10 protein-coding genes are annotated in these 12589 nt (G+C 59.6%); 7 read left to right on the top strand and 3 right to left on the bottom strand.

Going from position 1 to position 12589, the window contains the following annotated elements; all coding sequences use genetic code 11:
* The first annotated feature begins 31 nt into the window (after positions 1 to 31).
* From V6936_RS11850 to V6936_RS11840, 3 genes are all read left to right on the top strand, one after another.
* On the top strand, positions 32 to 799 hold the full coding sequence (locus V6936_RS11850) for an alpha/beta hydrolase (RefSeq protein ID WP_003804419.1): 768 nt from the start codon (positions 32 to 34) through the stop codon (positions 797 to 799).
* Between the two features lie 374 nt (positions 800 to 1173).
* Positions 1174 to 4374 carry an SUV3 family DEAD/DEAH box RNA helicase gene (locus tag V6936_RS11845; RefSeq protein WP_003804417.1) on the top strand — a complete coding sequence of 1067 codons (3201 nt, stop codon included), beginning with the start codon at positions 1174 to 1176 and terminating at the stop codon, positions 4372 to 4374.
* Positions 4375 to 4554: 180 nt separating this feature from the next.
* Positions 4555 to 5742, top strand: coding sequence for a multidrug effflux MFS transporter (locus tag V6936_RS11840; RefSeq protein ID WP_003804414.1), 1188 nt, complete (start codon positions 4555 to 4557; stop codon positions 5740 to 5742).
* 7 nt (positions 5743 to 5749) lie between these two features.
* Here the strand turns inward: V6936_RS11840 and V6936_RS11835 are convergent, their stop codons facing one another.
* The gene (locus V6936_RS11835) at positions 5750 to 6322 is read right to left on the bottom strand and encodes a DMT family transporter (RefSeq protein WP_336579925.1); all 573 of its coding nucleotides are present in this window, start codon (positions 6320 to 6322) and stop codon (positions 5750 to 5752) included.
* An 89-nt stretch (positions 6323 to 6411) separates the two neighbouring features.
* On the opposite strand from V6936_RS11835, the gene V6936_RS11830 reads away from it, so the two are divergent.
* Entirely contained in the window at positions 6412 to 7314 is a 903-nt protein-coding gene (locus V6936_RS11830; protein ID WP_003804410.1) for a LysR family transcriptional regulator, read from the top strand.
* A 161-nt stretch (positions 7315 to 7475) separates the two neighbouring features.
* The gene (locus V6936_RS11825; RefSeq protein ID WP_100214892.1) at positions 7476 to 8450 is read left to right on the top strand and encodes a FecR family protein; all 975 of its coding nucleotides are present in this window, start codon (positions 7476 to 7478) and stop codon (positions 8448 to 8450) included.
* Between the two features lie 209 nt (positions 8451 to 8659).
* On the opposite strand, the gene V6936_RS11820 is transcribed toward V6936_RS11825, so the two are convergent.
* Together V6936_RS11820 and V6936_RS11815 are read right to left on the bottom strand one after the other, a co-directional pair.
* Positions 8660 to 10219 carry a TerC family protein gene (locus V6936_RS11820; protein WP_003804393.1) on the bottom strand — a complete coding sequence of 520 codons (1560 nt, stop codon included), beginning with the start codon at positions 10217 to 10219 and terminating at the stop codon, positions 8660 to 8662.
* A gap of 72 nt (positions 10220 to 10291) precedes the next feature.
* Positions 10292 to 10642: a hypothetical protein gene (locus V6936_RS11815; protein WP_131071202.1), complete on the bottom strand. Its 351-nt coding sequence runs from the start codon at positions 10640 to 10642 to the stop codon at positions 10292 to 10294.
* A gap of 298 nt (positions 10643 to 10940) precedes the next feature.
* Here V6936_RS11815 and V6936_RS11810 point away from each other — a divergent pair, with 298 nt between their 5' ends.
* Both V6936_RS11810 and V6936_RS11805 read left to right on the top strand, forming a co-directional pair.
* A complete protein-coding gene (locus tag V6936_RS11810; protein WP_336579924.1) occupies positions 10941 to 11678 on the top strand; it encodes a sterol desaturase family protein in 738 nt (245 codons plus the stop codon).
* On the top strand, positions 11675 to 12589 hold the full coding sequence (locus tag V6936_RS11805; RefSeq protein WP_131071203.1) for a fatty acid desaturase: 915 nt from the start codon (positions 11675 to 11677) through the stop codon (positions 12587 to 12589). The genes V6936_RS11810 and V6936_RS11805 overlap by 4 nt, the downstream gene beginning before the upstream one ends.

Raw genomic sequence — 12589 nt, 5'->3', positions numbered from 1 at the left:
TACGCTTTGGCGTCATCACCGCGACTCTTTTATGCAGCTTGAACACCTAGACTATCTTTCGCCTTTGGGGCGTCATTATCGCCTGACCCTGGCCGTCCCCCTGGGCTCGGCCCCGGAAAGCGGCTGGCCGCTGGCCTGCGTGCTGGACCAGGCGCAGTTTCAGGCGGTGCTGGCCGCCGTACCCGGTGCGGCGCCTCTGTGCGGTGCGGTGCTGGGCGTGGGCTATGTCCAGGAAAATTGGCGCGATCAGGATTACACGCCCGGACCCGAGGGCGAAGCCGGGCGGGCCGATGATTTCCGGGTCTTGCTGCGCGATGTGTTTCTGCCCTGGGCGCACGGCAGGGCGCAACTGGATCCGCAACGCCGCTTGTTGTGCGGCCATTCGCTGGCCGGTTTGTTTGCCTTGCATGCGTTGGTGCACGAACCAGGCCTGTTCCAGGCCATGGCGGTATCCAGCCCTTCGGTGTGGTGGGGGGACGCCTATCTGGCCCGATTGCTGGCGCAGCCCCTGCCGCCGGCGGCCTTGACCGTGCCGGTGTCGATCACGGTCGGCGAATACGAACAGCGCCTGGGACCGGCCGAAGAGGCCCTGCCGGAACCGGCCCGCGAGCAGCGGCGTCAGCGTCTGCTGGAGCGCCGCATGGTCGATGGCGCGCGCGAGCTGGCGCAGGAGCTGGCTCAGCATCAGGGTGGGGAACCGCGCTTTCGCATGATACCGGGCTGCAATCACAGTCAGTCCGGTTGGGTCGCCTTGCCGCAAGGCTGTCTGGAATGGCTGGCTGATGTGTGGCCTCGCTGATCTTGTTTAGCTGAGCCGCTGTTTTGCTGCTGCGCTTGGCGAGGGCGCCGTGCTTGATGCCTTGTGCAAGCCGTCGTTCCCACGCGAAGGAAGGCAGTGTGACGGTTTCCTCGAGGCGGACCGCGTATGTGATTGGCTCTGCGCCATCCGCTGCGAGCCCAGTTTACTTTCTTTGCCTGCTTTGACTCGTTTGCTTGATGATTGTGGGCGGGGATTGTCCTATGTTTTCTTGCCCTCAATGACGTTTATTACGGTGATTGCCTGTATTCTCTGAACGTCCTAGAGCAGACCCGTATAATGCTGCTCATGCTTGCTGGAACCGGCTTTTCTGCCTTTCTCGTTCTCTTCTTCCCGTATTTTCAGGTCCCCGCCCTATGGCTGCGCGTCGCGCTTCGTCCGTTTCCGATTCTCCCGTCCCCACTCAAGCGGGCATGCTGCTCCATCCTCAATGGCTGGACTACCCGCGCCTGGAAGGCGTGGCTCGTCAGGTCGCCAAGAAAGCGCGTTATCAGGACCGGTCAGGCATACGGCGGATATGGCTGAAAGCCTGGCGCCTGCCGCAGGATGCCGCTTTTTTCAATCAGATCATCGCTGCCGAACTGGGTTTGAAGGATGCGGACCAGCGTCTGGCATCCCAAGGGGTGCCCGAGCTTGTGATTGGCATCTTGCGCTTGCTCTATCAGATGAGCGTGGACAAGCTGGAAGCGGATGCGTATGAAGCCTTGCGTGAGCAACTGCTTGAACAGCGCGGCCGCTTGGCCGGGGCGATCGCGTCCCAGTCTTTGCCCTTGAGCGAGAACTGGCCGGAAGCTGAGCGTGGACCACGTTTGCAAGCGCTGCTGCAGGCCTGGCAGAGCTTGCCCTTGGCACAAACCTATTTGTGGCAGTTACAGGCTGAACAGCGCGACCGCGAGCAGCGTAGTCAGCGTTGGGAGCAGGCCCAGAAAGAACGTGAACAGGCGCGGCAAAAAGAACAAAGTGACAAGCAGCGCAAGTTCGATCACGCACAGGAGCGTTTGACGGCATGGTTAAAAGAGCAAGGTTGCGAGCCGCAACGCATTACCCTGGAGGCTTTTGAGGGCCTGCAAGCCGGTGAGCCTGCTCATTGGTTCCTGACGGTGTATGGCCGTAATGCCAGCGCCGCTGTGTTGACCCAGGAATTCAAGCTGGATGCCCAGCAGCAGGAGTTTCTGTTGCAGGCACAAGCCCAGCGTCAGGAACGTCAGCGTGAGCAGCGCCAGCAACGTTGGGCTTGGGAGCAGGAGTGTATCGGTTCCGAAGAAACCATGGCCTTGCTGGGGATTACCCGTCAGGAGTATGAGCTGTGGCTGGCGGACCGCCGTTTGCCCAGTACCAAGCTGGAAGTGCGCAGCGCAGCCGCTGGAGGGCGTGACCGCGTCGCCCATCATCCGGATTTACTGGCTGCGATAGATCAAAGCCAGATTGAGCAATGGCGAGAACAGCACGCCAGTACCCTGAGCAATCGTGAACGAGCGCAGTATCAGCGAGCCGCTGACCGCGCCCGCACGCAATGGCGTCAGCAACAAGTACTGAACCGGATCAGGACGCAGGAAGCGTGCGATTACGAGCTCGACCCGGAAGATCCGTTACGTCTGTGGTGGCACAAGGATGTGTGGCTGGCGGTGAATGTGCCCGTAGCGGGCGAGCGTCAGCATTGGCGCGCCAATGTACGCATGCAGGCGGCTGTGCCTTTGCCGCGTACTGGCTCGGAGCTTGATCGTCTGCCGGCGCGCGTGGCGGTCTTGTTCAATACGGCGGCTCAAAACCGTCTCTCCCAGCGTCTGGAAGATTCGCTGGATGCGTTTTTGCAAACCCAGCGCCCCCTGATTGATGGCTCGTCGTTTCTGGAACTGGCCAAGGCCTTGCGCATGGCCTTGGAAGAGGGCATCGAGCAAAAGGAAATCGAGGCCGGAGATTTTGAGAAGCGTCTGCTCAATGGCCCGGTGCGCCGCATTCTGGAGAGTGTGGAGCAGCAGCGTGCCCAGGACTTGATGCGTCTGGGCGATTTCCCGGAAATGTTCAGTCTGGCTCGTGGCATACGACGTCACCTGGTGTTTCGTTTGGGGCCGACCAATTCGGGCAAGACTCACGAGGCCCTGGAAGCGTTGATGGAGGCCCGCTCGGGGGTTTACCTTGCGCCCTTGCGCCTGCTGGCCATGGAAGTGCGCGATCGCTTGATGAATGCGGGCATCCCCTGCAATCTGGTGACGGGCGAGGAGCGCGTGATGGTGCCCGGCGCCCAGCACACCGCCTGCACGGTCGAGATGATGGACCCCACGATGGAAGTGCGCGTGGCCGTCCTGGACGAGATTCAAATGCTGCAAGACGAGCAGCGTGGCTGGGCCTGGACGGCAGCCTTGGTCGGTGTTCCGGCCCGTACCCTGTTTGTGTGTGGCGATGCCTCGGTGTTGCGCCCTTGTGAGCGGCTGGTGCGCTCCATGGAAGAGACCATGGAGCTGGAATTTACCGAACGCAAGACGCCACTGGAAGTGATGCCTTATCCGGTTGAGCCACCGCCCGCCACGGGCAGACAAGGGCGTCAACCTGCCGCCTGGCGTGGCCGCAAGGATCGTCAGCGTGAAGCGCAGGGAGTGTCCAAGGGCGATGCGGTGGTGGCCTTCACCCGTAAAGATGTGTTGACCTTGAGTGCCCGCTACCGCGCCCAAGGCTGGAAAGTGGCCACGATCTATGGTGCGCTGGCTCCGGAAGTGCGCCGTACCGAGTCCGAGCGCTTTTCCCAAGGCGAGGCCGATGTGCTGGTGGCGACCGATGCGATCGGCATGGGTCTGAACCTGCCGATTCGCCGTGTGTTGTTCTCCACAGTGCACAAGTTTGATGGCCGCTCCATGCGCGTCCTGAACGCCACCGAAATCCGCCAGATTGCCGGCCGTGCCGGCCGCTACGGTCTGTACCCCAAAGGGTATGTGGGGGCGATGGACAAGCAGGACTTGAACCACATCCGTACGCAACTGCAAACTGAGGCACCCAGTGTGGATCTGCGTTTGCCCATCGCGCCCAGCCCCGAGCATGTCCAGGCGCTGGCGGCTTTGCTGGATAACAACAATATTGGCGCGGTGTTGCAGTATTTTGCCCAGAAGGTGGCCTCAGACAGTCCTTTGTTCCAGACGGCCGGCCTGAAAGATGCCATCGAGCTGGGTTTTTGGGTGGACCGCCTGGCACCGAAACTGGAGTTGCGCGAGAAGTTCACCTTTGCCTGTGCGCCGGTCTCGGTGGATAAAGATACCGAGCTGGATTATTTCAAACGTTGCCTGTCGGCCTATGTGGCGCAACGGCCGATGGCCCTGCCCCCGGCGCCCTCCTGGCTGAAGTCGGCCAGTCCCTCGCGTCTGGAGGATGCCGAATTGTTGAGCAAGCAGATCAGTCTGTACGCCTGGTTCAGCATGAAGTTTCCACAGGTGTTCGACCAAGGGCCCTGGCTGCCGGAAGTGCGCTCTCAAGTCAGCCGCTTTATTGAACGCAGTCTTTTGCACCAAAGCGGCTTTGGGCAGACCAGCCGCGAGGCGTTTGGAACACCCTCGCCCGGCAAGCGCTGAACCGGTTGTTAATCCCGGTGTCAGCGCGTTGGCCCGGGCGCCTCCCAGGGATTCGATCCTGTCTGGGGCGTTTGATACACTATGCTCCGTACGGAGGTGTCCGTACGGTCCGGTTAAGGGGTACCATGCCCCTATCCCTGCGCTGTTGTCTGGCGCCCTCCCTGTTTTCCAAAGCTATCTATGAATTACCGCAAGCTGACCTTGGTGTTGGCGGCGTTGGCGATGCTGGGGCCTTTTGCTACCGATGCCTATCTGCCGTCCTTTCACCGCATTGGTGTCGAATTTTCTGTTGACCAGTCAATGGTTCAGCAGACCTTAAGTCTGTATCTGTTCGGTTTTGCTTTCATGAGCCTGTTCTGGGGCATGTTGTCTGACAGTTTTGGACGTCGCCCCGTGATTTTGGCCTCTCTGATCCTGTTTCTGATCGGTTCGATTGGCTCTGCACTGGCCCCCAGTTTTTCCTGGCTGCTGTTTTTCCGTATGGTACAAGGCTGTTCAGCGGGAGCGGGCCGGGTGGTAGGCCAGGCCCTGGCACGAGACTGTGTGCAGGGCGTCACGGCCCAGCGTTTGTTTGCCCATATCACGATGGTGTTCAGCCTGGCTCCGGCGATTGCTCCCGTGTTGGGCGGCTACTTAAGCAGCTACTCGGGCTGGCGCTCGGTATTTTGGATGCTCACGGTGCTGAGCGTCGCGCTGATCGCCGTGTGTTGGCGCCAGTTGCCTGAAACCTTGCCCGTGGCCTCCCGTCAGCCCTTGAAGTTGGGGGTTATTCTGGCTAATTACGTGCGCGCTTTGAGCAATGGCCGCTTTGTGTTGGCGATCTCGGCGATTGCCTTCGCATTTGGCGGTTTTGCCTTGTACATTTCGTCGGCAGCCAGCTTTGTGATTGGCGTATTGGGACTGACGGAGACGGCATTTGCCTGGCTGTTTCTGCCCTTTATTGGTGGCATGCTGGGTGGCTCGATAATCAATGCGCGTTTTGCCGAGAAGCTGGCCCCGGCGCGCATGATCCGCCTGGGCCTGGGCTTGATGCTGGGAGGGGCGGCATTTAACACGGTGTACAACCTGCTGTTTCAGGCAGAGGTGCCCTGGGCGGTGATGCCGATTTTTGTCTATGCCTTTGGCATGTCCATGGCCTTGCCAGGCATGACCGTGGTGACGTTGGGGACATTTCCCAGCATGCGCGGCCTGGCCTCCTCGGTACAAAGTGCCTGGCAAATGCTCTTGTTTGCTACCGTGTCCGGCGTAGTGGCCCCGCTCCTGTTTGAGAGCGGTTTGTTGCTGGCGCTGGGCATGCTGGCGGCAGCGGCTTTGTCAGCCGGTTTTTGGTGGTGCAGCCAGTTCCGTTCTCAGTGCAAGCGGGCCTGAGTCGGCTTCAGGCGCGGGGCGGCGTGTTGGTTGGCGACTCTCGGGCTATCGCCTGATTCTCTGGCAGAGCTTCGCCGTGCTCGGCTGTGGCGTCTGGGCCCGAGGCCTTGCCGGTGGGTGCCGAGGGGGTAAACCATTGCACCAGTCCCACTCCGGCCAGAATCAGCAGCACGCCCAGGATGCGGCCCATAGGTACGGGACGGGGATTCAAACCCATCAGGCCATAGTGGTCGATCAGCATGGAGCTGAGCATTTGCCCGGCCACGACGCACACAATAAAGCTGGCCGCGCCCATTCGTGGGGTCAGGATCAAGGCCGCGCTGATGTAGATCACCCCGCCAATTCCGCCCGTCCAAACCCACCAGGGCGCCTGGGCCAATTGTGCGGTCACCGGTGCGGGGGCGCGCATCAGCCAAAGGGTGGGCAGAACCAAGACGGCGCTGATGGACAGGGACACGAGCGTGGCCCAGAGTGGGTGACCTAGCATTTTTCCCAGGATGGCATTGCTGGCAGCCTGGAACGGCACCACCGTTCCCGCAAAAACAGCCACGAACAGGCTTATCAAAGCGGTACCGGACATAGACAACTCTCCATAGAAGGTAAAACCTTATCTTGCACTATTCGTAAAACTTATTGAAATTGATAGTGCGCACAGTCATTATTCGTTCTATGGATGAGCTACGTCGTATAGACCTGAATCTGATGCTAAGCCTGCATGCCTTGTTGACGGAGCAGCATGTGACGCGTGCTGCCCATCGACTGCATAAAAGCCAACCTGCGGTCAGTCACGCCTTGGCGCACTTGCGCCAGGTGTTTAACGATCCCTTGCTGATACGTCGAGGCTCGCGGCTGGAGCTGACAGCGATGGCGCTGCAATTGCAGCGTCCCTTGGAACAGGCTTTGCAGCAGCTCAATGCTTTGCTGGATACGGGGGGCTTTGACCCGGTCAGCGAGCAACGTGAATTTCGTCTGGCCATGTCTGATTACGGTGCGCAAATCGTACTGCCGCCCCTGATGCGACGTTTACGACAGCAGGCACCGGGGATTCGGCTGGCGGTAAGCCAGGCCAGCCGCGAGGCCATGCTGGCCCAACTCAGTGATGGTGAGATTGATCTGGCCTTTGGCGTGTTCTCGGAAATGGCGGCCAGCTTGCGGGCGCAGACTTTGTTTGATGAGCATTTGATCTGCATCGCCGATCAAGCCAGCCTGAGCGGCGGGCAGCCCCCGGGCCTGGACGAGTGGTTGCAGCGTCCACATGTGTTGCTGGCCATGCGTCCCGGCGGCGAGAGTGAGGTCGACAAGGCCTTGAGCCAGCATGGCCTGCACCGGCAGATTGTGCTTTCCTTGCCGCACTGGAGTGCAGCGGCCCAGGTGCTGGAGGGCACGGACTTGATCCTGACAGTCTCCAGTCGTAGTGCCGAGCATTTACGCGATCAGGCCAGACTGGTGTTTTTCCAGCCCCCCCTGCCCATTCCCCCCGTCTTGTTTCAGCAAGTCTGGCATCGTCGCCGCCACACTGACCCAGCCCACGCCTGGTTGCGCCAGCAGGTGATGCAGTGCTGCCAAACCTAGGCTTTACCCTTTATGACGGCCTATCGCTTGACGATAGGGCCTGCAGTTTCCGACAATTTACGCTTACCGTTGAATTTCGCTTTTTATCCGTTTAAACGACGGGATAAAACGTTTGGATGACGCTCTGCGACCGGTGTGTCGCGTTTTTTTACTCATTGTTGATGAACCCCGCTACTGCCTTGAATCTGGATGAAGACACCTTGCACAAAGAGGCACGAGCTTGGGTCAGCCGCCTGAAAACGTCCTCGCTGACCTCTCGTCAGGCTCGGGAGCTGCGCCGCTGGTGTGGCCGCAGCCCGTCCCATGCGTCCGCCTTTGCTCATGCTCGCGAACTGTGGGATGCCATGCCACAGCATCGCGAAGACTGGCTACGTGAGGCCAAGCTGACCCAAAAACGTGGCCATCGGCCTTTGCGCCGTGCCTTGCTGGGTGGCCTGCTGCTTGGTGGTGGTTTATACCTGGTCGCCAGGCCACCGTTGCAACTGTGGCCCTCGCTGGCAGATTTGCGTGCTGATTACCGTACCGGTGCGGGTGAGCAGCGGCGCGTGCAGTTGCTCGATCATGTCTGGCTGGACATGAATACGCGCAGTCGTTTGAATGTCAGCGATGATCCACATCTGGGCCGGGTCGTGGCCTTGCTTGAGGGCGAAGTGGAAGTGCGCCAGTCCGAACGTTCGGCATCGGTCTGTACCGTGTTTGCTGGTGCCGGGTCCATTCAGACCTTTAACGGCCGCACCAATATTCGTTATGTGAATGGCGAAACCGAGGTGACGTGTTTGTCAGGCAGCGCCCAGGTGGATTTCGGTGGACAGGGTTATCGTCTGGCGGCCGGCGAGAGGCTGGTCTACGGACGCCACACCATCAGCGCGGTGCAAACCGTTCTGGAGAAGGATTTTCCTGCCTGGCGCCAGGGCCGGCTGGTCTTTCATGAACAGCCCTTGTCCCAGGTGGTGGCCGAGCTGAACCGATATTGGGCCGGGCACGTGATTCTACGGGACGCGTCCTTGGGTTCTATCCTGGTCAGCTTCGGGGTCAGTCTGGATAATTTGTCGGAGGCGCTGGACATCTTGCAGCAGCTCTACGGTCTGGATGCAATGCGTCTTCCCGGCGGGATTGCTCTGCTAAGTCGCGCCTGATTTTGGTACGCCCCCCTTGTCCTCGTCACAACAGGGCAGCGAATGCCGGTCGCTGCCGGCATTCGTGAACAACAAGAGCTACATACAGCGCAGAGGATGCCTGTCATAGGTAACAAGGCCAGGGTAATACCCTGGCCTTGTTTGCTTGCGACCTGGAGGCGTTCCTGCAGACCCGCTCCAGTACGGCCGCTGTGTAGCGTGGTCGCCGCTTATTCCTGCGCTTGCTCCGCTACGTGCAAGCGGCTGACGTGTACCGTGGCGATACGACGCTGGCTGACTTCGGTAATTTCAAAGCGCAGGCCCTCAGCTTCAACGACCGTGCCCACGGTGGGCAGGGAGTCCAGACGCTCCAGCAGGAAACCGGCGACCGAGTTGAAGCTGTTGTCTTTCAGGAGCAGATCGTCTGCTTCGACCGCCTGGGCCAGCAAGAGCAGATCTATGCTGCCGTCCACCTGCCACAGGTTGGGGCCGATCTGCTGGATGGCAGGCTGCTCGTCCTCGTCCGGGAACTCGCCGGCAATCGCTTCCAGAATGTCGATGGGTGTCAGCAAGCCCTCAATGGCGCCGTACTCGTCAGTGACCAGCACGAATTGGCCGTTGGACTGCTTTAGCATGGCAATCGCGCTCAGCACATCGGTGTGCTCGTGCACGATGATGGGTTCACGCAGATCCGGCCACAGCTTGACCTGTGGGTACTCGTCCAGATCCGCCAGCAGGTCCTTGGCGCGCGCTACACCGACGACCTGGTCCAGATCTCCCTGACAGACGGGCAAAAAGCTGTGGGGGGTCGCGCGCAACTGTTGACGCAAGGTGTCGGTGGTGTCTTCGATGTTCAGCCAGGTGATTTCCTGGCGAGGGGTCATCAGCGAGCGGATGGGGCGTTCGGCCAGACTGAGTACACCGCTGACCATATTGCGCTCTTCGGTGCGGAAGGTCTGTTCATCCAGATCCGGCTGGCCCTCGCTGCCACTTTCATCCTTGTCTTCATGCTTGCGGTTGCTGAGCATGCGCAGCACGGCCTCGGCGGTACGGTCACGCAAAGGGCGGCGCGACTCCGAACGCAGCAGACTGCGGCGGGCAATCTGGTTGAAGAACTCGATCAGGATGGAAAAGCCAATAGCGGCGTACAGATAGCCTTTGGGGATCTTGAAGCCCAGGCCTTCGGCGGTCAGCGTCAGACCAATCATCAGCAAGAAGCTCAAGCACAGCACCACCACGGTGGGGTGATTGTTCACGAAGGTGGTCAGTGGTTTGGAGGCCCAGATCATCAAACCGATGGATATGATAACGGCCGCCATCATGACAGGCAGTTCGTCCACCATCCCCACGGCGGTAATCACCGCATCCAGGGAGAACACGGCATCCAGCACCACAATTTGCGCCACCACCACACCAAAGCTGGCGTAAGCCTTGTTGGTGCTGGCGTGGTGACTGCCGCCTTCCAGACGCTCATGCAGCTCGCTGGTGGCCTTGAACAGCAGGAACAGGCCACCCAGCAGCAAGATCAGGTCGCGCCCCGAGAAACTGAGCGGGCCAATGGAGAACAGCGGCGTGGTCAGGGTAACCAGCCAGGAGACGATGGTCAGCAGACCCAGACGCATGATCAGCGCCAGAGACAGGCCGATCAGGCGAGCACGGTCACGCTGATGCGGGGGAAGTTTATCGGCCAGAATCGCGATAAAGATCAGGTTGTCGATGCCGAGAACAATCTCCAGCACCACCAGAGTTAATAAGCCGACCCATATGCTGGGATCGAGTAGCCATTCCATGATGTTGTCCTGTTAGACAGAGAAATAAGTGCAAAAACGCAAAACAAGCAGGGCGCAGGGGCGCGTCAGGAGTCAGACTCGTGGTGGACGATGCTCGGGGGCGAATTCGCAGCAAATAGCGGGCAGGGAATAAGGCGGGCAAGCCGAAGGCCAGGCATGCAGCCAGAACGACTGAACCGGGCAGGGCAAAGGGGTATCCGCATGGTCAGCGTACTGTTGCATGGGCGTATGCGCCAAAATGGCGCTGAGCTGCTGCAAAGGATGCTTTCCGGATTTGACTCGGTGGTCCACAGGCTCGGCCGCATCCGATTCGTGTTGAGCGAATAAGGCGGACTGACCACCTTGCACGGTTGCGTGGTAGTGAGAGCTGTAAGCCTGCAGGGGTAGGATGAGAAGTAAGACGACGACGAACCAACGTCTCATGGTGTCTAGGGAAAGTCTGTGACGACTCAGTATATCGTATGCGGACAAGTTCAAGGCAAGCGCAAGATCAAGTTCTGCTGTGTTGTGTATTCCTCACACAGGCGCCCTGGGTGAGTACCGGCTTCTCAATGGCACTGCCACGGAGCAAAAGTACACGACTGTTGTTCCCGCGCCGGGCTGCTGCAAGTCGGCCTGGCGTGGGCCGCTTGGACGGCGGCAAGCAATTAGTAACTAAATTAACAAACGTGATTTTTCTGACCGCGCTAGCATTAGCGCATTTTGTTACGTAGAGAGTGGAATGGGGCAGGCTTTTCAGGCCTTGAGCGTCTGGCAGGTAATGGGCGTGGGCTTATTGTTTTTCGGCGGCATCTACCTGCTGTTTGCACTGGTAACCCTGGCGCTGACACGATGGCTCTTGCCGGCTGTGGGCTGGGGGCGTCCTCTCGATACGCGTCCGTTGCGGCCCGGTCAACTGCGCCGGGAACTGAAGCAGTCGGGATCGGCCATTCTGATTTTCGGCCTGGGCATGGTGTTCCCCTGGGGGCTGCTGCAATTGGGCTGGGCGCGGTTGACGCCGGACGCCAGCGCCACCCGCATTGCCTTGGAAATTCTGGCCCTGATGATCTGGAACGATGTGCATTTCTGGGTGAATCACCGTTTGCTGCACACGCGTTGGTTGCGTCGTTATCATGGCCCGCATCATTCTTCTGTGGTGGTGACGCCGTTTTCCACCTACAGCTTTCACCCGCTTGAATCTCTGATGCTGGGCAATGTGATTCTGTTGCCGATGGTTGTGCATGATTTCAGCTTCTGGTCGCTCTTGTCGGTGCCCCTGTTCAGCCTGTTTTTCAATTGCATAGGCCACTCCAATTACGATTTTTTCCCCCATGTCTCCAGCCGGAACTGGTTGGCCGCCAGTCGTCGTCACCAGCGTCATCATGCCCAGTACAACGGGAACTATGGGTTTCAGTTCAGTTTCATGGACCGCCTGTTTGGCACGCGCCTGCCTGATCACCCCGAGGAGGCGCGGGGATGAGTGCTGCGTGGCGTTTACGTCACCCGCGTGACTGGCAAAGCCTGCTGTACCTGATTGTCTACCCGGTCGTGATGGTCGCGCTGTGGCGGGGTGGCTTCTCCTGGATTCTGTATGGCTTGCTGCTGTTTTTGACACTGGGTATGGGTGTCATCAACCACAATCATCATCATGTGCGCATGTGGCGAGGCCGTCTGCCCAATCGCCTGACGGATTTCTGGCTGACCCTGTTACAGGGCCATCCCGCTTGCGTGTTCTGGCCGGCGCATGGCTGCAATCATCATCGCTATAAACATGGACAAAAAGACGTGGGTCGTACCTACCGCTTCTGGCGTGGCGATACCAACGACGCGCTGGGCTGGTTGATGCACCCCTTTGAAGCCGTGCTTGCGCTGTATCCGGCAATTTATGCCTGGCTGGGCCGCCTGCGCCGACACTGGCCGGGTGTCTGGGGCTATTGCCTGGCGCAGTACGGACTGTGGCTGGGGAGTTGGACGCTTGCCCTGGCCCTGGACCCAGTCAAGGGTTTTTTATACGTCATCGTGCCGCAGCTGCATGGTTTGCACTGGCTCTTGACCACCAATTATCTGCAGCATGCCCATGCCGATGGCAGTCATCAGGCCCATCAGGGCGGTCAATTGAGCTACGCGCGCAATTTTGAGGGGCTGGTCAACCCCTTGCTTTTTAATATCGGCCTGCATGTGGCCCACCATGAGCATTCGCGTGCGCATTGGTCGGAGCTGAAGCGGCTGCACGATACCGAATACCGAGCCCGCACCCCCGAGACCTTGAATGAAGGGGGGCTGGTGCCCTATATGCTGCGTGTTTTTGTGTTGGGTCTGTTCGTGCCCCGCTACCGCAGTCAAACCATGAACGCCGTGGGCCAGACAACGCATTGGCGTGATGGCGTGTAA

It is taken from the genome of Alcaligenes sp. CHO6 (assembly GCF_037120595.1).
GTDB classification, from domain to species: domain Bacteria; phylum Pseudomonadota; class Gammaproteobacteria; order Burkholderiales; family Burkholderiaceae_B; genus Alcaligenes; species Alcaligenes ammonioxydans.
The sequence above is the reverse complement of the archived record's forward strand: the minus strand, read 5'-3'. Positions and strand labels throughout refer to the sequence as shown.

Coding starts and splice junctions, on each gene's coding strand:
- V6936_RS11850 (WP_003804419.1), top strand. CDS start 32: ATGCAGCTTGAACACCTAGACTATCTTTCGCCTTTGGGGCGTCATTAT.
- V6936_RS11845 (WP_003804417.1), top strand. CDS start 1,174: ATGGCTGCGCGTCGCGCTTCGTCCGTTTCCGATTCTCCCGTCCCCACT.
- V6936_RS11840 (WP_003804414.1), top strand. CDS start 4,555: ATGAATTACCGCAAGCTGACCTTGGTGTTGGCGGCGTTGGCGATGCTG.
- V6936_RS11835 (WP_336579925.1), bottom strand. CDS start 6,322: ATGTCCGGTACCGCTTTGATAAGCCTGTTCGTGGCTGTTTTTGCGGGA.
- V6936_RS11830 (WP_003804410.1), top strand. CDS start 6,412: ATGGATGAGCTACGTCGTATAGACCTGAATCTGATGCTAAGCCTGCAT.
- V6936_RS11825 (WP_100214892.1), top strand. CDS start 7,476: ATGAACCCCGCTACTGCCTTGAATCTGGATGAAGACACCTTGCACAAA.
- V6936_RS11820 (WP_003804393.1), bottom strand. CDS start 10,219: ATGGAATGGCTACTCGATCCCAGCATATGGGTCGGCTTATTAACTCTG.
- V6936_RS11815 (WP_131071202.1), bottom strand. CDS start 10,642: ATGAGACGTTGGTTCGTCGTCGTCTTACTTCTCATCCTACCCCTGCAG.
- V6936_RS11810 (WP_336579924.1), top strand. CDS start 10,941: ATGGGGCAGGCTTTTCAGGCCTTGAGCGTCTGGCAGGTAATGGGCGTG.
- V6936_RS11805 (WP_131071203.1), top strand. CDS start 11,675: ATGAGTGCTGCGTGGCGTTTACGTCACCCGCGTGACTGGCAAAGCCTG.